This is a genomic window from Serratia sp. TSA_198.1, from assembly GCF_052686505.1.
In genome coordinates this window covers 1,058,646-1,083,228 of the sequence record NZ_JBQZFP010000001.1, presented here as the reverse complement: position 1 = coordinate 1,083,228, position 24,583 = coordinate 1,058,646, and the positions used below count along the sequence as shown (strand labels likewise).

The 24,583-nt window shown below is 54.7% G+C and carries 24 protein-coding genes and 3 tRNA genes; 14 read left to right on the top strand and 13 right to left on the bottom strand.

Annotated elements, in window-relative coordinates; translation table 11 throughout:
* Positions 1–6: 6 nt before the first annotated feature.
* Both ydiJ and menI read left to right on the top strand, forming a co-directional pair.
* The gene (gene ydiJ, locus ACUTSW_RS05060) at positions 7–3,063 is read left to right on the top strand and encodes a D-2-hydroxyglutarate dehydrogenase YdiJ (RefSeq protein WP_445583847.1); all 3,057 of its coding nucleotides are present in this window, start codon (positions 7–9) and stop codon (positions 3,061–3,063) included.
* Positions 3,060–3,476, top strand: coding sequence for a 1,4-dihydroxy-2-naphthoyl-CoA hydrolase (menI, locus tag ACUTSW_RS05055; protein WP_073972017.1), 417 nt, complete (start codon positions 3,060–3,062; stop codon positions 3,474–3,476). The genes ydiJ and menI overlap by 4 nt, the downstream gene beginning before the upstream one ends.
* Positions 3,477–3,533: 57 nt before the next feature.
* Here the strand turns inward: menI and ACUTSW_RS05050 are convergent, their stop codons facing one another.
* Complete coding sequence (locus tag ACUTSW_RS05050; RefSeq protein ID WP_004943694.1) at positions 3,534–3,938, bottom strand: hypothetical protein; 405 nt, start codon at positions 3,936–3,938, stop codon at positions 3,534–3,536.
* Positions 3,939–4,493: 555 nt separating this feature from the next.
* On the opposite strand from ACUTSW_RS05050, the gene sufA reads away from it, so the two are divergent.
* From sufA to ACUTSW_RS05015, 7 genes are all read left to right on the top strand, one after another.
* Positions 4,494–4,865 (top strand): Fe-S cluster assembly scaffold SufA, encoded by a 372-nt coding sequence (gene sufA, locus ACUTSW_RS05045; RefSeq protein WP_004943698.1) that lies wholly within the window; start codon positions 4,494–4,496, stop codon positions 4,863–4,865.
* Positions 4,866–4,879: 14 nt separating this feature from the next.
* On the top strand, positions 4,880–6,376 hold the full coding sequence (gene sufB / locus ACUTSW_RS05040; protein WP_004943701.1) for a Fe-S cluster assembly protein SufB: 1,497 nt from the start codon (positions 4,880–4,882) through the stop codon (positions 6,374–6,376).
* Between the two features lie 42 nt (positions 6,377–6,418).
* The gene (gene sufC, locus ACUTSW_RS05035) at positions 6,419–7,165 is read left to right on the top strand and encodes a Fe-S cluster assembly ATPase SufC (RefSeq protein WP_004943704.1); all 747 of its coding nucleotides are present in this window, start codon (positions 6,419–6,421) and stop codon (positions 7,163–7,165) included.
* On the top strand, positions 7,140–8,426 hold the full coding sequence (sufD, locus tag ACUTSW_RS05030) for a Fe-S cluster assembly protein SufD (RefSeq protein WP_004943708.1): 1,287 nt from the start codon (positions 7,140–7,142) through the stop codon (positions 8,424–8,426). The genes sufC and sufD overlap by 26 nt, the downstream gene beginning before the upstream one ends.
* The gene (gene sufS / locus ACUTSW_RS05025) at positions 8,423–9,643 is read left to right on the top strand and encodes a cysteine desulfurase SufS (RefSeq protein ID WP_445583846.1); all 1,221 of its coding nucleotides are present in this window, start codon (positions 8,423–8,425) and stop codon (positions 9,641–9,643) included. The genes sufD and sufS overlap by 4 nt, the downstream gene beginning before the upstream one ends.
* 98 nt (positions 9,644–9,741) lie before the next feature.
* Entirely contained in the window at positions 9,742–10,158 is a 417-nt protein-coding gene (gene sufE / locus ACUTSW_RS05020) for a cysteine desulfuration protein SufE (RefSeq protein WP_445583845.1), read from the top strand.
* Positions 10,159–10,461: 303 nt separating this feature from the next.
* Entirely contained in the window at positions 10,462–11,475 is a 1,014-nt protein-coding gene (locus tag ACUTSW_RS05015; protein WP_445583844.1) for a L,D-transpeptidase family protein, read from the top strand.
* A gap of 135 nt (positions 11,476–11,610) precedes the next feature.
* On the opposite strand, the gene ACUTSW_RS05010 is transcribed toward ACUTSW_RS05015, so the two are convergent.
* The 8 genes from ACUTSW_RS05010 to ACUTSW_RS04975 form a co-directional block, all read right to left on the bottom strand.
* A complete protein-coding gene (locus tag ACUTSW_RS05010) occupies positions 11,611–11,847 on the bottom strand; it encodes a major outer membrane lipoprotein (protein WP_004943717.1) in 237 nt (78 codons plus the stop codon).
* A gap of 308 nt (positions 11,848–12,155) precedes the next feature.
* Positions 12,156–13,568 carry a pyruvate kinase PykF gene (gene pykF, locus ACUTSW_RS05005; RefSeq protein ID WP_062870646.1) on the bottom strand — a complete coding sequence of 471 codons (1,413 nt, stop codon included), beginning with the start codon at positions 13,566–13,568 and terminating at the stop codon, positions 12,156–12,158.
* Positions 13,569–13,579: 11 nt separating this feature from the next.
* Entirely contained in the window at positions 13,580–13,939 is a 360-nt protein-coding gene (locus ACUTSW_RS05000; protein ID WP_153034632.1) for a hypothetical protein, read from the bottom strand.
* Positions 13,940–13,972: 33 nt separating this feature from the next.
* The gene (locus ACUTSW_RS04995; RefSeq protein ID WP_445583843.1) at positions 13,973–14,278 is read right to left on the bottom strand and encodes a cupin; all 306 of its coding nucleotides are present in this window, start codon (positions 14,276–14,278) and stop codon (positions 13,973–13,975) included.
* A gap of 143 nt (positions 14,279–14,421) precedes the next feature.
* Positions 14,422–14,498, bottom strand: a tRNA-Val gene (locus tag ACUTSW_RS04990).
* Between the two features lie 20 nt (positions 14,499–14,518).
* A tRNA-Val gene (locus ACUTSW_RS04985) sits at positions 14,519–14,595 on the bottom strand.
* A gap of 20 nt (positions 14,596–14,615) precedes the next feature.
* A tRNA-Val gene (locus ACUTSW_RS04980) sits at positions 14,616–14,692 on the bottom strand.
* Between the two features lie 192 nt (positions 14,693–14,884).
* On the bottom strand, positions 14,885–16,261 hold the full coding sequence (locus tag ACUTSW_RS04975; protein WP_004943723.1) for an MATE family efflux transporter: 1,377 nt from the start codon (positions 16,259–16,261) through the stop codon (positions 14,885–14,887).
* A gap of 242 nt (positions 16,262–16,503) precedes the next feature.
* Between ACUTSW_RS04975 and ACUTSW_RS04970 the strand changes: the two genes are divergently transcribed.
* Both ACUTSW_RS04970 and ACUTSW_RS04965 read left to right on the top strand, forming a co-directional pair.
* Complete coding sequence (locus tag ACUTSW_RS04970; RefSeq protein ID WP_126482363.1) at positions 16,504–17,154, top strand: riboflavin synthase subunit alpha; 651 nt, start codon at positions 16,504–16,506, stop codon at positions 17,152–17,154.
* Between the two features lie 28 nt (positions 17,155–17,182).
* Positions 17,183–17,479: an I78 family peptidase inhibitor gene (locus tag ACUTSW_RS04965; RefSeq protein ID WP_174523941.1), complete on the top strand. Its 297-nt coding sequence runs from the start codon at positions 17,183–17,185 to the stop codon at positions 17,477–17,479.
* A gap of 75 nt (positions 17,480–17,554) precedes the next feature.
* On the opposite strand, the gene cfa is transcribed toward ACUTSW_RS04965, so the two are convergent.
* Both cfa and punC read right to left on the bottom strand, forming a co-directional pair.
* Positions 17,555–18,706 (bottom strand): cyclopropane fatty acyl phospholipid synthase, encoded by a 1,152-nt coding sequence (gene cfa / locus ACUTSW_RS04960; protein ID WP_434462959.1) that lies wholly within the window; start codon positions 18,704–18,706, stop codon positions 17,555–17,557.
* Between the two features lie 340 nt (positions 18,707–19,046).
* The gene (gene punC / locus ACUTSW_RS04955) at positions 19,047–20,255 is read right to left on the bottom strand and encodes a purine nucleoside transporter PunC (RefSeq protein ID WP_062870650.1); all 1,209 of its coding nucleotides are present in this window, start codon (positions 20,253–20,255) and stop codon (positions 19,047–19,049) included.
* 124 nt (positions 20,256–20,379) lie between these two features.
* Here punC and punR point away from each other — a divergent pair, with 124 nt between their 5' ends.
* On the top strand, positions 20,380–21,324 hold the full coding sequence (punR, locus tag ACUTSW_RS04950; protein ID WP_445583842.1) for a DNA-binding transcriptional activator PunR: 945 nt from the start codon (positions 20,380–20,382) through the stop codon (positions 21,322–21,324).
* Here the strand turns inward: punR and purR are convergent.
* The gene (purR, locus tag ACUTSW_RS04945; RefSeq protein WP_004943736.1) at positions 21,321–22,346 is read right to left on the bottom strand and encodes an HTH-type transcriptional repressor PurR; all 1,026 of its coding nucleotides are present in this window, start codon (positions 22,344–22,346) and stop codon (positions 21,321–21,323) included. The two genes, punR and purR, sit on opposite strands and share 4 nt — an antisense overlap.
* Before the next feature lie 324 nt (positions 22,347–22,670).
* On the opposite strand from purR, the gene cydH reads away from it, so the two are divergent.
* The gene (gene cydH / locus ACUTSW_RS04940; RefSeq protein WP_004943739.1) at positions 22,671–22,760 is read left to right on the top strand and encodes a cytochrome bd-I oxidase subunit CydH; all 90 of its coding nucleotides are present in this window, start codon (positions 22,671–22,673) and stop codon (positions 22,758–22,760) included.
* A gap of 214 nt (positions 22,761–22,974) precedes the next feature.
* Here cydH and ACUTSW_RS04935 read toward each other — a convergent pair whose 3' ends face one another.
* A complete protein-coding gene (locus ACUTSW_RS04935) occupies positions 22,975–23,793 on the bottom strand; it encodes a C40 family peptidase (protein WP_004943741.1) in 819 nt (272 codons plus the stop codon).
* Between the two features lie 415 nt (positions 23,794–24,208).
* On the opposite strand from ACUTSW_RS04935, the gene ACUTSW_RS04930 reads away from it, so the two are divergent.
* Positions 24,209–24,553 (top strand): Grx4 family monothiol glutaredoxin, encoded by a 345-nt coding sequence (locus ACUTSW_RS04930; protein ID WP_004943744.1) that lies wholly within the window; start codon positions 24,209–24,211, stop codon positions 24,551–24,553.
* The last annotated feature ends 30 nt before the right edge of the window (positions 24,554–24,583 follow it).

The window sequence follows — 24,583 nt, the reverse complement described above, 5'->3', positions numbered from 1 at the left end:
AAGCGAATGATCCCACAGATTTCTCAGGCACCCGGCCTCATTCAACGGGTGCTCGACTTTTTGGAAGCCTTAAAGCAAAACGGATTCAACGGCGATATTGCGACCAGCTACGCTGATCGGCTGACGATGGCGACCGACAACAGCATCTATCAGCTGTTGCCTGATGCGGTGGTGTTTCCCCGTTCCACTGCGGATGTGGCGTTGATTGCGCGCCTGGCGGGAGAGGAGCGCTTTAGCGCGTTGACCTTCAGCCCGCGCGGCGGCGGCACCGGCACCAACGGCCAGGCCCTCAACACCGGCATCGTGGTGGATATGTCGCGCCATATGAACCGCATTCTTGAAATTAATGTCGAACAGGGGTGGGTGAAGGTTGAAGCCGGGGTCATCAAAGACCAGCTTAACCAGTATCTGCGGCCGTTCGGTTATTTCTTCTCGCCGGAACTTTCTACCAGTAACCGCGCGACGCTGGGTGGCATGATCAACACCGATGCTTCCGGCCAAGGCTCGCTGGTGTACGGCAAAACCTCCGATCACGTTTTGGGCCTGCGGGCGGTGCTGCTGGGGGGCGATATGATCGACACCCGCGCTATGCCGACATCGCTGGCGGAAACGATTGCTATGGAAGATACCGTTGAAGGCCGGATCTACCATCGAGTGCTGAATAGCTGCCGCGACCAGCGTGCGCTGATCCTGGAGAAATTCCCCAAATTAAACCGTTTCCTGACCGGCTACGACCTGCGGCATGTGTTCAGCGACGATCTGCAAACCTTCGATCTAACGCGCATTTTGACCGGCGCAGAGGGCACGCTGGCGTTTATCACCGAGGCGCGTCTGGATATCACGCCGCTGCCGAAGGTACGCCGCCTGGTTAACGTGAAATATGACACCTTTGATTCCGCCCTGCGCAACGCCCCGTTCATGGTGGAGGCCAAGGCGCTGTCGGTGGAGACCATTGATTCCAAGGTATTGAACCTGGCGCGGGAAGATATTGTCTGGCATTCGGTGAGTGAATTGATCACCAACGTGCCCGATAAAGAGATGCTGGGTCTGAACATCGTCGAATTTGCCGGGGATGACAAGGCGCTGATCGACCAGCAGATGGAAACGCTGTGTCTGCGGTTGGACGAGTTAATCCGCGAGAAGCAGGGCGGTGTGATTGGCTATCAGATCTGCGGGGACCTTGTCGGCATCGAGCGGATCTATAACATGCGCAAGAAGGCGGTCGGGCTGTTGGGCAACGCCAAAGGGCGCGCCAAACCTATTCCTTTCGCCGAGGACACCTGCGTGCCGCCGCAGCATTTGGCCGATTACATTGTCGAGTTCCGCCAGTTGCTGGACAGCCATAACCTCAGTTACGGCATGTTCGGCCATGTGGATGCCGGCGTATTGCACGTGCGGCCTGCGCTCGACATGTGCGATCCGCAGCAAGAAGTGCTGATGAAGCAGCTTTCCGACCAGGTGGTGGCGCTGACCGCCAAATATGGTGGATTGCTGTGGGGCGAACACGGCAAAGGTTTCCGCGCCGAATACAGCCCGGAATTCTTCGGTGAGCAGCTGTACGAAGAGTTGCGCCGCATTAAGGCCGCGTTCGATCCGAATAACCGCCTTAACCCCGGTAAAATTTGCCCGCCGTTGGGCGTTGATGCCCCGATGATGAAAGTGGACGCGGCCAAGCGCGGCACACTCGACCGCCGTATCCCGGTAGAGGTGCGTACCTCGTTCCGTGGCGCCATGGAGTGTAACGGGAACGGCTTGTGTTTTAACTTTGATGTGCGCAGCCCGATGTGCCCGTCGATGAAGATCACCGGCAGCCGCATTCACTCGCCAAAAGGCCGTGCGGCGCTGGTGCGCGAATGGTTGCGCCTGCTGTCCGAACAGGGGGTAGACCCGCTGGTGCTGGAGCAGCAACTGCCGCAGCAGCGTCTTAGCTTCCGTACCTTGATTGAGAAAACCCGCAACAGCTGGTACGCCGGCAAAGGCGAATATGATTTTTCACACGAGGTGAAAGAGGCGATGTCCGGCTGCCTGGCCTGTAAAGCCTGTTCCACCCAATGCCCGATTAAAATTGACGTGCCGGGTTTCCGCTCGCGTTTCCTGCAGCTGTATCACACCCGTTATCTGCGGCCGGCGCGTGACTATATGGTCGCCGGGGTTGAAAGCTATACGCCGCTGATGGCAAAAGCGCCGAAGGTATTCAATTTCTTCTTCCGCCAGCCTTGGGTGCGTGAGCTGAGCCGCAGCACTATCGGCATGGTCGATTTGCCGATGCTCTCCAGCCCGACACTGCGTCAGCAACTTTCCGGCCACGGCGCCTTGACCATGACGCTGGAGCAACTGGAAGCGTTGAGCGCCGAACAACGCGAGCAACACGTGCTGATCGTGCAGGATCCTTTCACCAGCTATTACGACGCCAAGGTGGTGGCGGACTTTGTGCGGCTGGTGGAAAAGCTCGGTTACCAGCCGGTGTTGCTGCCCTTCTCACCGAACGGCAAGGCGCAGCATATCAAAGGTTTCTTGACGCGCTTTGCCCGTACCGCGCGCAAAACCGCCGATTTCCTCAACCGGGTGGCGAAACTCGGGATGCCGCTGGTAGGGGTCGATCCGGCGCTGGTGCTGTGCTATCGCGACGAATATAACGAGATCCTCGGCGAAACCCGCGGTGACTTCCAGGTGCAACTGGTGCATGAATGGCTGCAACAGCTGCTGGCGGAACGTGCCGAACAACCGGCGACCGGCGAGGCCTGGTACTTGTTTGGCCACTGTACCGAAACCACGGCGCTGCCGGCCAGCGGCCAGCATTGGGCGTCGATCTTCTCCCGTTTCGGGGCCAAGCTGGAAAATGTCAGCGTGGGCTGTTGCGGCATGGCGGGCACCTACGGGCACGAAGTGAAGAACCTGGAGAATTCGCTCGGGATTTATGAGCTATCATGGCATCAGGCGTTGCAACGTTTGCCGCGGCAACGCTGTCTGGCGACCGGTTATTCCTGTCGCAGCCAGGTCAAACGCATTGAGGGTAACGGCGTGCGCCACCCGTTACAGGCACTTCTGGAGATGATTGCGTGAAATTGTGGAAACGAGAAACGACGCTGGAGCAGTTAAACCGCGCCGGTGAGGGATGCATGGTGAGCCATGTAGGGATTCACTTCACCCGGCTGGAAGACGATTTTCTTGAAGCCACGATGCCGGTGGACCACCGTACCCGGCAACCTTTCGGGCTGTTGCACGGCGGGGCGTCGGTGGTGCTGGCGGAGTCGATGGGATCGATGGCCGGTTATCTGTGCAGCGAAGGGGAGCAGAAAGTGGTAGGGCTGGAAATCAACGCCAACCATTTGCGGGCGGTATTTGAAGGGCAGGTGCGTGGCGTTTGCCGCGCGCTGCACGTTGGCCGACGGCATCAGGTGTGGCAGATCGAAATATTCGATTCGCGCGACCGGTTGTGCTGCACCTCACGCCTGACCACCGCAATCATCGACTGATCCTCCCACCCGCAGGCGCCTTTGCCTGCGGGTACTCCGTTGCCGTTCCGCAGACATTTACAGTTGGAATGGCACCCGCTTGACGAAATCCTTCTGGAAGGCGTTAGCCTTCTCCCAGGTGCCTTCCATCGCATATTTCTGGCAGATTAAGGTCAGGGTATGCCGGGCAAAATGATAGCTCTGAACCCGAAACAGCTGGCAGCGCTGCGGGTTGTTGATTTCGACGATCAGCCGGTTATGCAGTTTGCTGAGCGCGTGCAGATAGCTTTCATCATCGCCGTTTTCCAGGCACAGATTGGCCATATTCAGGCTGACGTTATTGTAGCGTTTCAGATGGTTGATATTGCACTCTGGCCGCCTGAGCGACGCCTCCGCCATGTAGAAATCTACCGTGGCATCGCGCACGCTGAATTTATAGTCATCAATTTTGCCCAGCAGCCACGCATTCATCGAGATATTCATTTACCCGTGCTCACCTGTATTTGAATGATAATCATTATCATATTTACGGATGCGTTCGCGATCAATCATTCTGTTGAAATTTTTATCGGACACCGGGGCTGCATTTGCTCTGCGCCGACCCAATATCAGTCAGTAGCGGCTAAACTTTAATCAATGACGGTGGTTTCGGCCAGTGTGGCCGGGCGGTGCAAACGACGGAAAACGCCGCTAATTGCCGATAAACGCATTTTTGAGACAGACAAAATGTTGAAATAGGTATTTTCTATGAATGTTTACATCGACAATAAAAGCCGGCGGTGTAAAGGGGATGAGCCAGCGGCTGGGCGGTGCGGTAATTCAGGATGTACAGTAAATTCATAAGGATAAAATGAACGCGTCGCCGCGGGACTGCGCCAGGCACCCTGACTGTCCCTTCTGCTTGCCGTGTGCGGCAGCAAAAAAACGGGCTTTTGGCGGATACCCCCGCAAAACAAACGGTTGAAGTGATAATTGTTATCACTAACATATAAGCAACCCAGATTGGCTGTGGTAAAACACGAGTGTGAGGTAGGCCCTATGCAAACGGAAAATGTCGGCACCTTTTCTCTGGACGAAAATGTCTGGCAAGGCATTTTGCTCAGCGACAACGCCGTACAACAAATTACTAAATTGATGCAGCAGGATCCGCAAGTGAAGGGGCTGCAACTCGGAGTGAAGCAATCAGGCTGTGCCGGGTTTGCCTATGTGCTGGATCTCACCCGTGCCCCGGCGGAAGACGACCTGCTGTTTGAGCGCGATGGCGCCAAACTGTATGTGCCGCTTAAAGCCATGCCGTTCATTGATGGCACCACGGTAGATTTTGTCCGTGAAGGGCTGAATCAAATATTCAAATTCAATAACCCTAAAGCTCAGCATGCCTGCGGGTGCGGCGAGAGCTTTGGCGTTTGAGCGATGCAATCAACATGACACGAAGCAATGTAGAAATGCCTAATGAAGTGCAGGCTTGGGTCAGCGAAGGGCGCTACAAAGAAGGCTTTTTCACCCAACTGGATACCGATGAATTGGCGACGGGCATCAACGAAGATGTGGTGCGCGCCATTTCGGCCAAGCGTAACGAACCTGAGTGGATGCTGGAATTCCGTCTGGAGGCCTACCGTGCCTGGCTGCAAATGGAAGAGCCGCACTGGTTGAAGGCGAACTATGACCGGTTGAACTACCAGGATTACAGCTATTACTCGGCGCCCTCCTGCGGCAGTTGCGACGACGCCTGCGGCTCCCAGCCCGGCGCCGAACAGCAACCCGGCGCGGCAACCGAAAACAGCTATCTGACCAGCGAAGTTGAGCTGGCGTTTAACCAGCTTGGCGTACCGGTGCGTGAAGGCAGCGAAGTGGCGGTAGACGCGATATTCGATTCGGTATCGGTCTCCACCACCTACCGTGAAAAACTGGCGGAAAGCGGGGTGATTTTCTGCTCGTTCGGCGAGGCGATTCAGGAATACCCGGATCTGGTGCGCAAGTACCTGGGCCGCGTAGTGCCGTCCAACGATAACTTCTTTGCCGCACTGAACGCCGCAGTGGCCTCCGACGGCACTTTTGTCTACGTGCCGAAAGGCGTGCGCTGCCCGATGGAACTCTCGACCTATTTCCGCATTAACGCCGCCAAAACCGGCCAGTTTGAACGTACCATCCTGATCGCCGATGAAGGTAGCTACGTCAGTTACATCGAAGGTTGCTCAGCCCCGGTGCGTGACAGCTATCAGCTGCATGCGGCGGTAGTGGAAGTGATCCTGCACAAAGACGCCGAAGTGAAATATTCAACGGTGCAAAACTGGTTCTCCGGCGGTGACAGCAAGGGCGGCATTCTCAACTTCGTGACCAAGCGCGCGTTGTGCGAAGGCGCAGGCTCGAAAATGTCCTGGACCCAGTCGGAAACCGGTTCGGCGATCACCTGGAAATACCCGAGCGTGATCCTGCAAGGCGATAACTCAATCGGCGAGTTTTTCTCGGTGGCGCTGACCAGCGGCCATCAGCAGGCGGATACTGGCACCAAGATGATCCACATCGGCAAGAACACCCGATCGACCATCATTGCCAAAGGCATCTCCGCCGGGCACAGCGAGAACACTTACCGCGGCCTGGTGAAGATCCTGCCGGGGGCGGAAAATGCGCGTAACTTTACCCAATGCGACTCGATGCTGATTGGGCCGGACAGCGGAGCCCATACCTTCCCGTACGTGGAGGCCCGCAATAACAGCGCACAGCTGGAACACGAAGCGACCACGTCGAAAATCGGCGATGACCAACTGTTCTACTGTTTGCAGCGCGGCATCAGCGAAGACAATGCCATCTCTATGATCGTCAACGGATTCTGTAAGGACGTGTTCTCTGAACTGCCGCTGGAGTTCGCCGTCGAGGCGCAAAAGTTATTGGCCATCAGCCTGGAACACAGCGTGGGCTAAACGCCGGATTTACAGCGCAGCAGCGCTACTTAAGGACACCGCATGTTAAGTATCAAGAATTTGAAAGTCAGCGCCGAAGGCAATGAGATCCTCAAGGGATTGAACCTGGAGATCAAGCCGGGTGAAGTGCATGCCATCATGGGGCCGAACGGCTCGGGCAAGAGTACGCTTTCCGCCACCCTGGCGGGGCGTGAAGAGTATGAGGTGACCGAGGGCGAGGTTACCTTCAAGGGTAAAGACCTGCTTGAGCTGGCCCCGGAAGATCGCGCCGGCGAAGGCGTGTTCCTGGCGTTCCAGTATCCGGTTGAGATCCCCGGGGTCAGCAACCACTTCTTCCTGCAGACGTCGGTGAATGCGGTGCGCAAATACCGCCAGCAAGAACCGCTCGACCGCTTCGATTTTGCTGATTTCATCGAAGAAAAGATTGAGTTGCTGAATATGCCTCAGGATCTGTTGACCCGCTCGGTCAACGTCGGTTTCTCCGGCGGCGAGAAAAAGCGTAATGACATTCTGCAGATGGCGGCGCTGGAGCCGGATCTGTGTATCCTGGATGAAACTGACTCCGGCCTGGATATTGACGCGCTGAAGATCGTCGCCAACGGCGTTAATTCGCTGCGGGACGGCAAACGTGCCTTCATTATCGTCACGCACTACCAGCGTATTCTGGACTACATCAAACCGGATTATGTTCATGTTCTGTCTCAAGGGCGCATCGTGAAGTCCGGCGATTTCTCCCTGGTGAAACAGTTGGAGGAGCAGGGCTATGGCTGGCTTACCGACCAACAATAACTCGCGTGCGTTGCAACAGCTTTACAGCCTGTTCGAGGCCCGTGGCGGCGAACACTCCGCTCATGCCCTGGCGCACTGGCAGCAGGCTTTGCGTCTGGGCTGGCCGACGCGCAAACATGAAAACTGGAAATATACCCCGCTGGAGGGCTTGCTGGAGCAGCAATTCCTTGAGCCGCAGGCCGAGCCGATCGCTGCCGCCCAACGTGATGCGCTGGCGCTGAACCTCGATGCTTATCGGCTGGTGTTTGTCGACGGACGGTTCAACGCCGCGCTGAGCGACAGCGATCTGGGGGAATACCAGTTCGAGGTCACTCCCTACGGCACGCCGCAGGCATTGCCGGAGCCGATCCAGCCTGAAATTTTTCTGCACCTGACCGAAAGCCTGGCGCAGGAGACCAGCATGATCCGCGTGGCGGCCGGCAAGATCGCTGCTCGGCCGTTGTACCTGTTGCACATCAGCAGTGGACGCGGCGCTGAGGGCGAGGTGAATACTGTGCATCATCGCCATCACCTCGACGTCGGTCGCAATGCCCGGGCTGAGGTGATCGAGCATTATGTCAGCCTGAACGATGCCGCGCATTTCACCGGCGCGCGTCTGACAGCCAGCATCGGAGACAACGCGGAGCTGCGTCACTGCAAGCTGGCGTTCGAAAGCCAAGCGAGCTACCACTTTGCGCATAACGACTTGGTGATTGGCCGCGACGCGCGGGTGAAAAGCGACAGCTTCCTGTTGGGGGCCGGCCTTACGCGGCATAACACCAGCGCGCAGTTGAACGGCGAAGGTTCCAACCTGGTGATCAACAGCCTGGTGCTGCCGGTGGGCAAGGATGTGTGCGATACCCGTACCTATCTGGAGCACAACAAAGGTTACTGCGAGAGCCGTCAACTGCATAAAACGGTGGTCAGCGATCGCGCCAAGGCGGTATTCAACGGCATGATCAAAGTCGCTAAACATGCGATCAAAACCGACGGCCAGATGACCAACCACAACCTGCTGTTGGGTAAGGTGGCGGAGGTGGACACCAAGCCGCAGTTGGAAATCTACGCCGATGACGTGAAATGCAGCCACGGCGCCACCGTCGGGCGTATTGATGAAGAGCAACTGTTCTATCTGCAATCGCGCGGTATTGATAAACACGCAGCGCAGCAGATGATCATCTTCGCCTTTGCCGCTGAACTGACCGAGGGCATCGGCAACGATGTTATCCGCGAATGGGTGCTGACGCGCATAGCGCAACGCCTGCCGGGGGAGGCAGCATGAGTTTTCCGATTGAACGGGTGCGCAGCGAATTCCCGCTTTTGGCGCGTGAAGTCAATGGCCGGCCGCTGGCTTACCTTGACAGTGCCGCCAGCGCGCAGAAGCCGCAGGCGGTGATCGATCGCGAACTGGATTTTTATCGCCATGGCTACGCGGCGGTACACCGTGGCATCCACACGCTGAGCGCAGAAGCGACGCAGGAGATGGAAGCGGTGCGCGAAAAAGTGGCGGCGTTTATCAACGCCGCCTCGGCGGAAGAGATTGTTTTCGTCAAGGGCACCACCGAGGGCATTAACCTGGTGGCCAACAGCTTTGGCCGCCATGTCCTGCAGCCGGGCGACAGCATTATCATCACCGAGATGGAGCATCACGCCAATATTGTTCCCTGGCAGATGCTGGCGCAGGAGCGCGGGCTTCAACTGCGGGTATGGCCGCTGCAACAGGACGGCACGCTGGATCTGGCGCAGTTGCCGGGTTTGATCGACTCGTCCACCAAATTGCTGGCGATGACTCAGGTCTCCAACGTGCTGGGCACGGTGAATCCGGTGCGTGAAATCATCGCTCAGGCGAAGGCTGCGGGCCTGAAGGTGCTGATAGACGGTGCACAGGCCGTTATGCATCAGCGCGTGGATGTGCAGGCGCTGGATTGCGATTTCTATGTGTTTTCCGGCCACAAGCTGTATGGCCCTTCCGGTATCGGCATTCTTTATGGCCGCCAGGCGCTGCTGCAGCAGATGCCGCCGTGGGAAGGCGGGGGATCGATGATACAACAGGTCAGCCTGACTAACGGCACCACCTATGCCGAGCCGCCGTGGCGCTTTGAGGCCGGTTCACCGAACACGGCCGGCATGATGGGGCTGGGCGCGGCGATGGATTATGTTAACGCGCTGGGGCTGGAGGCGATACACGACTACGAGCAGTCGCTGATGCACTATGCGCTCGAAGCGCTGAAACAGGTGCCGACGCTTAACATCTATGGTCCGACAGAGCGCGCTGGGGTCATTGCCTTTAACCTGGGTGAGCATCACGCTTACGATGTCGGCAGTTTTCTGGATCAATACGGTATCGCCATTCGTACCGGGCACCATTGCGCGATGCCGTTGATGGCGTTCTATAATGTGCCGAGCATGTGTCGCGCTTCGCTGGCGTTATACAACACCCGCGATGAAGTTGATCGGCTGGTGGCCGGGTTGCAGCGTATCCAAAAACTCTTGGGGTAGGTCGAGGGTGCCGCTTGTGGCGCTCTCTGGCGAAACAATGCCTGCAGACAGTTACGCGGGGCCGGCATGCCGGCCCCTGAATTATTGAAAGGATCCTCATGGCGAACTTGCCGGATAAAGATAAGTTGGTGCGTAATTTTTCCCGTTGCCTTAATTGGGAAGATAAGTACCTGTATGTGATTGAACTGGGCGCGAGGCTGCCGGCACTTGCCGAGGACGAACGTCAGGCGAGCAATCTGATTTCCGGCTGCCAGAGCCAGGTGTGGATTGTGATGCACACTGACGAGCAAGGGCGTGTCGAATTTCACGGCGACAGCGATGCGGCCATCGTCAAAGGGTTGCTGGCGGTAGTGTTTATTCTGTATCACCAAATGACGCCACAGCAGATTACCGAGCTTGATGTGCGGCCCTTTTTCTCCGAACTGGCGTTGAGCCAGCACCTGACGCCATCGCGTTCCCAGGGGCTGGAGGCGATGATCCGCGCTATCCGCAGTAAGGCCACCCAGTTGTTGTGAGTCTGCTTTGACATTCAGAAAGACTTATTGATGCGTTGAATATATTTCTTGTGTCAGTGAGTCTTTACAAATCCCTTCCGATCCCCCCGTCTGTGCAACAAATCAGTGACATTTCAGCAGCTTGCTTATTGACGTTACATTGACAAATCTGTCGCGCAATTACGTTATAACATGTTGATTTTTAGAGTACTTATTGCCTTTAATGCCAGCGTTGCTAGTATTAATCAGGTATTGTCTGATTTACCTGCCGTCAGGTGCCCGCTAGCCTTGTGGCCGAACCGTAATAAGCATATAGGGATGATAATGAAACGTGCGTTGAGTTTAATGGGCATGCTATTCGCCACCGTACTGACAGGCACCCAAGCCGCCAGCGCGACCGAGTATCCGTTGCCGCCGCCGGACAGCCGCCTGATTGGCGAGAACACCACTTACACCGTACCTAACGATGGCCGTCCGTTAGAGGCAATTGCCGCCGACTATCAAATTGGTCTGTTGGGCATGTTGGAGGCCAATCCGGGTACGGATCCGTTCTTGCCCAAGCCGGGTTCGGTATTAACCATCCCGACCCAAATGCTGCTGCCGGACACCAAGCGTGAGGGGATAGTGGTCAATCTGGCCGAACTGCGCCTGTACTACTACCCGAAAGGCGAGAATAAGGTAATTGTTTATCCTATCGGTATTGGCCAGACCGGCATGCATACGCCGCTGCAGGTGACTTCAGTCAGCCAGAAGATCCCGAACCCGACCTGGACACCAACGGCCAACATCCGTAAGCGCTATCAGGCGAAAGGCGTGACGCTGCCGGCGGTCATACCGGCCGGCCCTGAAAACCCGATGGGGCTGTTTGCCATGCGTTTGGCTATGGGGCACGGTGAGTACCTGATCCACGGCACCAATGCCAATTTCGGCATTGGCATGCGCGTCAGCTCCGGCTGTATCCGCCTGCGTCCGAAGGATATCGAAGCGCTGTTTAACATGGTGCCGCGCGGCACCCGCGTACAGGTGATTAACGATCCGGTGAAAATTTCCGTGGAGCCGGACGGTAAGCGTTACGTCGAAGTCCATCAGCCGCTGTCGAGAGTCGAAAGCGATGATCCGCAGACCATGCCGATTTCACTGTCCAAAACCGAAAAAAGCTTTGTCGAGGATTCGCAGACCGATCGTGCGGTGTTCGACAGTGCGGTTGTACGCCGCTCTGGCATGCCGGTACTGGTTAATCTGGGGCAGAGTACGTCTGATGTGACTTTAACGCCTGTAGCCCCGCAGGGAGCGAATAAGGGCCTGTTCAAGGGGGCACCTATCAGCGCGGTGAATTAAATACGGGTCATAACTGACGATTCTGAGGGGGTTCAGCGTGCTGAACCCTTTTTTTCGCCTGTGGCGAGGGGAAAGGGGAGCGCAAACAAAAAAAACGGCGCACAATGTGCGCCGTTTTCAATAACCGAAGCTATCTTACTTTTTGTAAGCGTGAGCTTGGTTGTCCAGGCGCTGGTTAGCACGTGCTGCGTCGTCTTTAGCTGCTTGAACGTCAGAACGGATTGCGTTCACGTCGTTGCTCAGCTGGTCAACTTTAGCGTTCAGAGTCTGAACGTCAGAAGACAGTTGATCGATTTTAGCATTGCTAGAGCAGCCTGCCAGCAGAGTGGAACCCAGGATTACCGCGCCCAGTACCAGTTTAGTACGATTCATTATAACACCCTCTAGATTGAGTTAATCTCCATGTAGCGTTACAAGTATTACACAAACTTTTTTCGAAAGAGAATAATTTTTTTGTATTGGAGTGCTTTATTTTGATCGTTCGCTCAAACTTGCATCTTCTTTTGATGAATAGTTAAAAAATCTAGGGAAAACAGCTGGATTCCATGGGACAACTCCGATTTGTAATTAGCCAAATAATGAGCAATCGGCAGTTGCGTTTTTGGGAAAACAGTTTACTACTGCTAAAAAAAACGCCGCTAAGCGGCGTTTTGGTCAAGACAATTATGTCACGTTTTATATTACAGCACGTGAACCGAGGCAGTATTGGTGGTGCCGCTCGGTACCAGAGCGCCAGAAACCATCACCACAACGTCGCCTTTTTGCGCCAGGCCACTGGCCAGTGCAGCTTCTTTGCCAATGCGATAGAAGTCGTCGGTAGAGGCGATTTCTTTGACCATTTGCGGCGTAACGCCTTTGGTCAGGATCAATTGGCGAGCGGTGACTTCGTTGGTGGTCAGCGCCAGGATCACGGCGTTAGGGAAGTATTTACGCACGGATTTGGCTGATTTACCGCCGCTGGTGGCAACCACAATCAATGGCGCGTCCAGTTTTTCTGCGGTTTCAACGGCGCCACGGCAGACGGCTTCGGTGATGCGTAGTTTGCGGTTGTCGTTCAGGCTGTCAATACGGCTTGGCATCACGCGATCGGTGCGCTCGCAGATGGTGGCCATAATGGTCACGGCTTCCAGTGGGTATTTGCCCTTGGCGCTCTCGCCTGACAACATAACGGCGTCGGTGCCGTCCAGAATGGCGTTCGCCACGTCGCCGGCTTCAGCACGGGTAGGGCGCGGGTTCTTGATCATCGAATCCAGCATTTGGGTGGCGGTGATCACCACTTTACGTGCGCGATTACATTTTTCGATCATCATCTTCTGAGCGAAGATCACTTCTTCTACCGGGATTTCTACGCCCAGATCGCCACGAGCTACCATGATGCCGTCAGAGGCTTCGAGGATCTCGTCGAAATTGTTCAGGCCTTCCTGGTTTTCAATTTTGGAGATGATCTGAATCTGCTCGCCGCCGTGGGCTTTCAGATGTTCGCGGATTTCCAGTACGTCGGAGCGTTTGCGGATAAAGGACGCGGCAACGAAGTCGACACCTTGTTCACAGCCGAAAATCAGGTCGCGTTTGTCTTTTTCTGCCAATGCAGGCAGTTGGATGGAAACGCCCGGCAGGTTAACGCCTTTGTTTTCGCCCAGATCGCCGCTGTTCAGTACCTTACAGATCACTTCGTTCTCGGTCACGTTAGTGACTTCCATGCCGATCAGGCCGTCGTCAACCAGCACGGTATTGCCGATTTTCAGATCGGCGGAGAAGCCGGCGTAGGTGACCGCAACGCGTTCGTTATTGCCGATAATGCTTTGATCGGTGGTGAAAGTGAAGGTCTGGCCGGCAACCAGCGCCGCGTCTTTGCCGCCTTCCAGCTTCATGGTGCGGATTTCCGGGCCTTTGGTATCCAGCAGGATACCGGCGTTTTTGCCGGTTTTCGCGATCACGGCACGCATGTTCTTGATGCGGTTGCCATGTTCTTCATAATCGCCGTGGGAGAAGTTGAGGCGCATTACGTTCATGCCTGCATTGAGCAGGTTGGTCAGCATTTCTTCCGATTCGGTTTTTGGACCGATGGTACAAACAATTTTGGTCTTTTTCATGACGGAGTTTTCTACAAGTTGTGATGGATAAAAAAACGAATAAAACCAGCGGCCAGGCCACCGGTATGGAATTTGAGTCGCGCCTGGTGGTGCAAAACACAGTTAAGGATAGGTGACCAGAGTTGAAATGGGGTGTAAAAATTCAGCCCGCGCCAGGGCGTAGGGATGCTGCGCAACATGATGAGATGAAAATGTGTTGTTATTGCGTTTTCGCAGATCAAGGGCTGAAACCATTCAACTGAAAGACGTTGCGCATTATAAAGGCTAAGCGACGGGAAACAAAATAAAAAACCGGTGATCGACGGCGGATCCGTTAAATCAGCAGCAAATGTGGCGCAAATGCAAATCACCAGCAGGTGTTTGTTGCGCAAATAACCTTGCTGTGAACGAAACAATTAACGCAATCAATCTGCCGTGATGATTTCCAGCAGGGTTCCGGCAGTCAGGCAGAAGCATCCGCTGGCGGTGTTGGCGGGAATGGCGATAGTTTCCCCGGCCACCACCACCTGAGTATCACTGCCAACGGTGAATTCAAACTCACCGGAAACGACCCGCGTTTGCAATGAATGCCCCCGCTTTTGCAGTTGCCCGAAGGTGCCGGCCCCGAATTTGACTTCCGTAGCACGGGCGCCATCGCTCATTACGCCTTGGCGGCGGATGAGGCCGTTGTCGAGTTTTTCAAACGGAGTTTCTGCGGTAAATGTCAGCATTAAACTTGTCCTGTAAAAGGTGTTCGCCATGATGATATTCGGATACGGCTAGCGGTTACAGAAGTAACGTTCGGGAATCGCATGGGCAGATTAGGGTAATGGAAGTATCGGATAGAAAGGTCAAGCCTGAGGGAATAACGATTTGGTGCGTCCGAGTGGACTCGAACCACCGACCCCCACCATGTCAAGGTGGTGCTCTAACCAACTGAGCTACGGACGCACTGCACTGCTTTAGAAATTTGGTGCGTCCGAGTGGACTCGAACCACCGACCCCCACCATGTCAAGGTGGTGCTCTAACCAACTGAGCTACGGACGCACTGTACTGCTTTAGGAATTTGGTGCGTCCGAGTGGACTCGAACCACCGACCCCCACCATGTCAAGGTGGTGCTCTAACCAACTGAGCTACGGACGCATCTTTTCCTGTCTGTCATGGCTGACAGCGGGGACGAATATTAACGAGCTACCTGCGCGCTGGCAAGGAGAAAAACGTAATTTTATCCGGTATTTCACACGATTGCTGAGCTTATGTGCAGTGCGGTTGTTTTTTCTGCAAACACGGACGAAGAAGCCACCGGCGGCGGAATAAACCGGCCGGTGGCGAAACTTAGCGGGTGGAGCGCTGCAAGATCAGCGCAGCAGGCTGTTTTTGCAGCCAGCGCATGCGCGTAGCCATCATGATGGCCGCAAAGGTCAGGCCGATGATAAAACCAATCCAGAAGCCGCTTGGCCCCATCGCCGGCACCAGGACATCGGTCAACGCCAGCAGGTAGCCGCTCGGCAGGCCCAGTACCCAATAAGCGATAAAGGTGATGAAGAAGATTGACCGGGTATCTTTATAACCGCGAAGAATACCGCTGCCGATCACCTGAATCGAATCGGAAATCTGATAAATGGCCGCCAGCAACATCAGGTGCGACGCCATCGCAACTACCGCCGGGCTGTCGTTATACAACAGCGCGATTTGTTCGCGGAAAGTGGCGGTAAACAGCGCGGTGCAGCAGGCCATCAGGATACCGACGCCGATAGCGGCATAGGCGGCAATCCGCGCGCCTTCGACCGAACCTTCACCGAGCCGGTAGCCGACGCGAATGGTGGCGCTGACGCCGAGCGACAGTGGCAACACGAACATCAACGCGCTGAAGTTCAGCGCAATCTGATGCCCGGCCACGGAAACGATGCCCAGCGGCGAGACCAGCAGGGCGACGATGGCGAACAGCGTCACCTCAAAAAACAGCGCCAACGCCACCGGCAGACCGATACCGATGAGGCGTTTCATCGCCGGCCAGTCCGGGCTGCGGTTGCTGCCTTCATGCGGCAGGATGTCACGTTGCGACGGTGCGCGTTTTACATACCAGCGCATTGCCAGGAACATGAACCAGTAGACGCTGCCGGTTGCTACGCCGCAACCGACGCCGCCCAGCTCAGGCATACCGAACTTGCCGTAGATGAAGATATAGTTAATCGGGATATTGACCAGCAGGCCGAGAAAGCCAATCACCATGCCGGGTTTGGTTTTCGACAGTCCTTCACACTGGCCACGCAGTACCTGGAAGAACAGATAGCCCGGCGCGCCCCACATGATAGCATGCAGGTAGCCAACGGCTTTATCCGCCAGTTGCGGATCGATATTGTGCATCATATCGATCACGAACTTGCTGTTATACAGCACGAAAATGATCAGGACAGAGACCGCACAAGCCAGCCAAAACCCTTGGCGTACCTGATGAGCGATACGGTCGCGGCGGCCGGCGCCGTTAAGCTGCGCGATCACCGGAGTTAGCGCCAGCAGCAGGCCGTGGCCGAACAGAATGGCCGGCAACCAGATAGAGGTGCCGACGGCGACGGCGGCCATATCCGTGGCGCTATAAGCGCCGGCCATAATGGTATCGACCACGCCCATTGCGGTTTGCGATATTTGCGCGATGATTACCGGAATTGCGAGGGCCAATAAACTACGCGCTTCAATGAAGTACTTCTGCACGCATACACCTTTTCTATTTATTTATGATTGAGGGGAGGGTCGTCGCGAAAGGACAACAATTAAAAATAGCGGAATTTTGTCAAAAAGATTGTACGCGCTCGGCGTCGTTAAGCAAATGTTGTGACGAAATAGTTATTAAATGCGCAGGCGCGGATTTTTTGCCTCCCCGGGTTTGGTTTTCCTCGCCAACTGGGGCAAACTGCCCCAAGCGCTTTAAACATTTTCAGAAAGAAGAGGCTCACATGTTCACCGGTATCGTACAAGGCACCGCGCCGCTGGTCGCCATTGATGAAAAATCCAACTTCCGTACCCACGTCATAGAGATGCCTGCGGAACTACTGCCTGGGCTGGAGCTCGGCGCGTCGGTGTCCCATAACGGTTGCTGCCTGACCGTCACTGCGGTGGAAGGCAACCGCGTCAGCTTTGATCTGATCAAAGAAACGTTGCGCCTGACCAATCTCGGCGAGCTGGCTTTGGGGGACGTGGTCAATATCGAAAGGGCGGCCAAATTCAACGATGAAATTGGCGGCCACCTGATGTCCGGCCATATTATCTGCACGGCGGAAGTCGCCAAGATTTATACCTCCGAAAATAATCGTCAGATATGGCTGCGCATGCCGGATGCGGAACTGATGAAATACGTTCTGCATAAAGGTTTTATTGGCATTGACGGTATTAGCCTGACGATCGGAGAGGTGGTGAATAACCGTTTCTGCGTGCACCTGATCCCGGAGACGCTTGATCGCACCACGCTGGGCAAAAAACGCCTGGGCGACAAGGTGAATATTGAGATTGATCCACAAACGCAGGCGGTGGTAGATACCGTTGAGCGGGTGTTGGCGAGCCGCGAAGCGGCCATGGCGACGGCGAGCGCGCTGGCGCAGAAGATCTGACGGACAATAACCACAGAGGAGTAACCGCGTGAAGTTTTATGGGAAAACGTTGATGTTAACGGCGCTGCTGGCGCTGAGTGCCTGTAGCAGCTCACCTGAGCAGGGCGCGGCCAATCAGGCCGTTGATGCAGAAAGTGATACCTGCGGTGCCGCGCAATACCAGAGTTACGTCGGCAAGCCGATGTCAGCGCTGGAAGGCGTTCAGATTGACTCTCAGGTACGTGCGATTCCGTACAATTCGGCCGTTACTATGGACTTTAACCTGCGTCGTCTGAACTTCCTGGGCGACAGCGAGGATAAAATCATTCGGGTTTATTGCGGCTGATCAGCCATTGGTTAGCGCATAATATAAAACGCCCCCGGTAAAAACCGGGGGCGTTTCGTTATGGTATGGCATTAATCAGCGCGGGACGCGGATACCGCCTTCAATGCCTTTCGGGCTGAATACCACCTGCCACAATTGAATGTCACGCGCGCGAAACGCACCTGCACAGGCGTTCAGATAATAGCTGAACATACGTTCGAAACGCTCGGAATAACGCTGAGCCAGTTGCGGCCATGCCTGCCTGAAACGCTCGTACCAGACCATCAGGGTGCGATCATAATCGGCGCCAATATTATGCCAATCTTCCATCACGAAACGTCCCTCGCTGGCTTTGGCTATCTGCGTGACTGAAGGCAGGCAGCCATTCGGGAAGATATATTTGTTGATCCACGGGTCAACATTCATATCTGTCCGGTTCGAGCCAATGGTGTGCAGCAGGAAAAGGCCATCCGGTTTTAAATTACGCTCCACCACCTTGAAGTAGGTGCGATAATTTTTGGGGCCAACGTGCTCAAACATGCCGACGGAGACAATGCGATCAAACTGCTGGTGCAGATCGCGGTAGTCCTTCAGCAGAATTTCAACGTCCAGCCCGGCGCAGCGCTCCTGCGCCAGCTTTTGCTGTTCGGCGGAAATGGTTACGCCCACGACGGAAACGCCATAGTTTTTCGCCGCAAAGGCGGAAAGGCCGCCCCAACCGCAGCCGATATCCAGTAATTTCATCCCCGGTTGCAACTGCAGTTTCTCGCAAATCATTCGCAGCTTGGCTTCCTGCGCTTGCTCCAGCGTGGTTGCCTCTTTCCAATAGGCGCAGGAATATTGCATATAGGGATCGAGCATCAGCGTAAACAGATCGTTTCCCAGATCGTAATGCTCTTTGCCGACAATCCAGGCTCGTTTCTTCGATTGCAAATTGATTAATCGCGCGGCGGCAATTCGCAGGATATCTTTCACATGGTGGGGGAGTTTCTTTTCCAGGCCTGCGCCGACTACGTGTTGAAAGAATATATCCAGCCGTTCGCATTCCCACCAGCCATCCATATAGCTTTCGCCCAGGCCGAGAGAACCTTCCCGCAACACGCGTTTAAAAAAATCAGGATTTTTAATCTGAATATCGAAAGGACGTGAGCCGTTTATTTCTATACCGGCCATACTGAGCATTTCATGAGCGATACGGTACCATGGGTTGTCCTGAATGCTCACATCTTCTATACACGATGAACTCATAGCTTCTCCATCACCTTCTTCTGACTTATGACCCGCCAGAAAATAGCTTAGACAATTTCTGCGGGCGCATATGTATACCTACGGTGGAAAGTCACCGTGGCGTCTGATATCCGACTATGAACAGAGGAAAATTTTAAGAAGGCTCCAGCGCAATAGGCGCGGATAAACAATCCTTAAAAAAGTGTGACGCCATACGCGTACACAACAGCTACTTGTGATAATAAGACTATAAAAGTGTTATTTTAAAAGGTCGTTTTGAGTATAGGCTTGCCGAGGCGCTTACTCAACCGTAAATCGCACTCGGCAAAAATATTCTTTAAGTGATTATTAGTACAGGTAATTATGACGCAGAGTTAGCATGTTCCTGTCGTACTGCCTGCGAATTATCGATCACTTTTCCCCGTTGCAACATATACCCCAACGCGGCCAATACCACCGTTGAAACCATCACCGTTACCGTCGCCAACAGCGGTTGGGCTATAAAGGCCGAAACCAATAGGCTCGCGACAAAGCACAGGCCCAATTGCAGGGTATTTTGCAGCGCTGCGGCTTTGCCTGTGCCTTCCGGGAACGGCATCAACGCATTCGCCACTACGATCGGGTAGCAGGCTCCGTTGACCAGCGCCATCAGGCAGAATGGAATCAGCAACGTGGTGAGCGTGGGCTCGGTCAATGTCGCCACCAGATATAACGCCACCATGCTGATGCCATAACCTACCAGCAGCCAAGGCAGCAGGGTGTTGCCATTCATGCGGTTTAACGCCGTACGGCAACCGTAACCGCCCAATAAGAAAGCCAGCGTCTGCGGGACATAGCTCAGGCCAATATCATTGGGGCTGTAACCCATATCGCCAAGAATAAACGGCGAACCGGTGAGCCAGGCAAAAAAACCGGCAGAGCAGGCGGCAAAAATGGTGACGTTACCGCTGAATACCGGCGACTTCAGCAGTTGGAAGAAACTCAGGGTGTTTTTGGGCTGGGCAGATGGCGCGCTTTTGGCGCTTTCCTTCAGTAACAGCGTCGGCAGCAGCAAAATGACGGTGATACCCAGCAGCACGGCGAAAATTGCCCGCCATCCCATGTGGTTCAACAACCAGGCGCCGACCAACGGTGCCAGCGCAGGCGAAAGTGCTACCAGCGGCATAATGGTGGCGAATACGCGGTTGGCTTTGCCTTCACGGTAGCGGTCAATGACCAGTGCCTGCCAGGTGACGGCGGCTGAACACACACCGATCGCCTGGATAAAGCGCAGCGACCACAGTTGGACGGCATTTTGCACCCACAGCATGCCGAGGCAGCCCAGAGCAAACAGCGCCAGGCCAATCAGCAGAACGGGTTTGCGGCCCAAATTATCGGAGAGCGGCCCCCAGAGCAGTTGAGCAAAGGCAAAACCGGCCAGGAAAATGCTAAGGCTGGCGCTGATTGCGCCGGCGGAAATTTGCAGATCTTGCTGCATAGCGCCAAAGGCGGGCAGATACATGTCGGTGGCCAGGTAACCCAGCATGCTCAGGCCGGCAAGATAGAACATAAAACCAAAGGAATTTCGCATGGTATTTCTCATTAATATTTTATTGTCGCAGGTTTTTAGCGCCGGCAAGTGTATCCGGCTGGATCTCTGCTTGTGAAACGGTAATATTTGCGAAGTGCTGTTAAAAAAATTGAAGGCAAAAATCATGTGGTCTGAATATTCGCTTGATGTCGTGGACGCGGTCGCCCGCACCGGCAGCTTCAGCGCGGCGGCGCAGGAACTGCACCGGGTACCTTCGGCGGTTAGCTATACTGTGCGGCAACTAGAACAATGGTTGGCGGTACCGCTATTTGAACGGCGTCATCGCGATGTAGAACTGACGCTGGCTGGCACGCTGTTTATTCAGGAAGCGCGCGGTGTCATCAAAAAAATGCTCGACACTCGCAGGCAGTGCCAGCAGGTGGCCAATGGTTGGCGTGGCCAATTAAAAATTGCGGTGGATATCATCGTCAAACCGCAGCGCTGCCGTCAGCTGGTGCTGGATTTTTACCGTCAATTCCCCGATGTGGAGCTGTTGGTCCAACCCGAAGTGTTTAACGGCGTATGGGATGCGCTGGTGGATGGCCGCGCCGATATGGCGATCGGCGCTACGCGGGCGGTGCCGGTTGGCGGTGGTTTCGCCTTTCGCGACATGGGCGACATGCGTTGGTTGTGTGTCGCCAGCCCCCAGCATCCCTTGGCGGGGTTGGATGGCCTGCTAAACGATGATCAGCTCCGGCCTTTCCCTTCGCTGTGTCTGGAGGATACGTCACGCAATTTGCCCAAGCGGGTCACCTGGACGCTGGACAATCAACGGCGGCTGGTGGTGCCGGATTGGGCCTCTGCGGTGGATTGCCTGTGCGCCGGATTGTGCGTCGGCATGATGCCTGCGCATCAGGTATTGCCGTTGGTACAGCGTGGTGAATTGGTGGCGCTGCAACTGCAACAGCCATTTCCCGCCAGCCCATGCTGCCTGACCTGGCAGCAGAATACCCCATCGCCGGCGATGGCCTGGCTGCTGGATTACCTGGGGGACAGTGAAACCTTGAATCAGGAATGGTTAAGCGAAGTGACGCCGGAAGCCGCTTTGGCTCCCGGCGTTGGCGACTAGCGGCGGTAATCGATGAAGGGACCGTCGGCGACCGAGCGGCGTTCAACCAGCTTCGGATGTACCTCAATGACTTGCGACTCTTCACGCTTGCTGATGATGCGATCCAGCAGCATGGTGAACGCCATCTCGCCCAAACGCTCTTTGGGCTGATGGATGGTCGTCAGTGCCGGCGTGAAATAGCGGGCGTTGCGCACATTATCGTAACCAATAACGGAAATATCCTGCGGTACGCGCAACCCCAGCTCATCAGCGGCGCAAATAGCGCCCATTGCCATAATGTCGCCGCCGCAGAATACCGCCGTTGGGCGCTGTTTCTGCGATAATATCTGGTGCATGGCTTTGTAGCCGGATTCCGGTTCGAAGTCACCTTGTACAATCCACTCGTCGCGCACCTCGATATTGGCTTCTTCCATGGCTTTTAAAAAGCCCTGATGGCGGCCGCCGCCGGTATTGCGCGCTAATTGGCCCGGAATGGCGCCAATCTCACGGTGGCCACGCTCGATCAGATAGCGGCCGGCCAGATAACCGCCTTCGAAGGCGTTGTCGATAATAGTATCGGTAAAATCACCGCGTGCTGCGCCCCAGTCCATGACCACCATCGGGATGTTACGGTAATCTTCCAGCATCCCCAGCAATTGATCCGGGTATTCAGAGCACATCACCAGCAGGCCATCGACGCGTTTTTGCGCCAGCATCGCCAGATAAGCGCGTTGCTTGTCCAGGTTATTGTGCGAGTTACACAGGATCAGCGTATAGCCTTTGCTGTAGCAGCTGTTTTCCACCGCCTCGATCACTTCGGCGAAATAGGGCGCTTCGCTGGAGGTAGCCAGCAGACCGATAGATTTGGTGTGATTGACTTTCAGGCTGCGCGCCACGGCGCTGGGAGAATAGTGCAGCTCTTTGATCGCGGCCGCGACGGCCGCTTTAGTCTCTTCGGCGACGAAACGAGTCTTATTGATGACGTGCGAAACGGTGGTGGTGGAAACGCCAGCGCGTTTGGCCACATCTTTAATCGTTGCCATGTAAAGAATGACTCCTGAACTCACATGTTGCAGCATGTAAGTGTGATGTTAATCGTTTGCCTGCGTAGATCCTTCTTCCAAATAAGCGAAGCTGAGTTTTTAGTGTATTGAAGTCGTCAGCGTTTGGTCAGGAGGGGCATTTTTGCCGGTACGCAGTTGTGAACTGCGAATTTTGTCCCATATTGAGCCAAAGTGGAAGAGGTAATCAGTATTATAAACCGGGAAATGATAACAAGATTTTATTGTCTAACTGTGGGAAAATGGTTTGACGCATTAATTGTGTGCCTTTTATCCTTGGGATAACCCGTCTGAAAAGGAGTTGTAATGGATACCGATCTGAAAATGTCACTGTTCACCACTGTGTGCGCGCTGGCCGTTATTATTGCTTTTAGCTTCACCGCGGCGTTGAACTGATCCCTGGTTGTCACACAGGCGCAGTTCACTGCGCCTGTCCGCATTTTCCCACCGCTACGTCAGATTTTTCCACAAGTGCCCCGTTCACCCACACCCGGATGTTTTCCATGCGGCTTCGCGAAACCGCGGTCTGAGAGCGACTAAAAGGCCTAAGATCAGAACGCTTGCGGTAGGCGGTGAGGCGTGCGGCTGGGGGGACCAGCCGCGGAGGCGATTATCGAATGGTTTTCGGTGTTACCACACGGCGGGCGCCAATGTAGTGGTTTTGCCAGTAGTCGTTGTCCAACTGGCTGATACGGATTTCCTCACCGGTACGCGGTGACTGAATGAATTTGCCGTTGCCCAGATAGACGCCGACGTGATCGGCCACGCCACGGTTGTTGATGCGGAAGAACACCAGGTCACCGCTTTCCAGCTCGTTTTTCTTGATCGGCGCCGCGTCGCGCAGGTGGTACATCTCGTTGGCAGTACGCGGCATCTTGATTTTCACTACGTCTTTATAGGCGTAATAAATCAGTCCGCTACAGTCAAAACCGGTTCTTGGCGAAGTGCCGCCCCAGCGATAAGGTTTGCCCATTTGATCCATCAGCTTGGCCATTGCGGTTTGCTTGGCGTGCTGATAGCGCTTTTTGTGCGCCGGGCTGAGTTTCAGCGGTTTTTCGTCGCGAGCCAATTTGGCGGTGGCCATGCCGGGTTCCCGGTGGCGACCATAACCTTTTTTGTAACCCTTTTTCGGTGGGGTCACTTTGATTTTGGCTATTTTCTGGGTTTGGTGTTTCGATTTTGCGCTGACGATCTTTTTAGCGGTTTTTTCTGTTTTGGCTTTGGAAACCTTGGCTGTTTTTGGCGGAGCAGTGACTTTCACTTTTTTGCTGGCCTTTGCCGCTTTCTTTTTCTTGCGGTCATCCGGCCGTGCTTCATTAACGTGGCTCTTGCGCTGCTCGGCGGCAATACGCGCCTGTGGCGCAGCGTGCGCCAGATTTAAGAATAGCTGTGTAAACAACAGCACAAAAAGCGTAAGAATTAAACGCATGTCGACGTTACCAACCTTGGCCCCGGAACAGATATCGAAAGAATGACAGTATTCCCCAATTTCGCCATATAAAACAGCGAAGAACTCATAAATGATAATCCATATTGTGAGAAAACGTTAACAGCATTTTTTTTGCCGAAAAATCAATCCGTTGGTGTGTAAAAAATCACCTTTGGCCGCTGTTGGTATTATTAAAGGGGTACCAGGAGGCGGAAAAATATATTAGTGAAATGGTCGGATTAAAAATGTTATTCTGAGCGTATGTTTTAACCGGAATGGCCTTTGCCGGTAAGATGCGATTGGCAACGGGGAATACCCTTGCAAAAGATGGCGTTTTCTTGCGACTGTTCCAGCCGCTACAATAGCCAGTGTGATGCATGTTGTAGCCATGAGATGTGGCTTGAGGAAGCAATAAATGACGACGATTGAAAAAATTCAGCAGCAGATCGGTGAGAACCCAATTCTGCTGTACATGAAAGGTTCACCGAAATTGCCAAACTGCGGTTTCTCTGCGCAAGCGGTGCAGGCGCTGTCTGCTTGTGGCGAACGCTTTGCCTACGTTGATATTCTGCAGAATCCGGACATCCGCTCCGAGTTGCCGAAATACGCCAACTGGCCGACTTTCCCGCAGCTGTGGGTCGACGGTGAGCTGGTAGGCGGCTGTGATATCATTATCGAAATGTATCAGCGCGGCGAACTGCAACAGCTGATCAAAGAAACGGCAGCGAAGTACAAAGAGCAAGAAGACCAGCAGCCATAACGGCTCGGGTTTATTGCAAGAAGACATCGG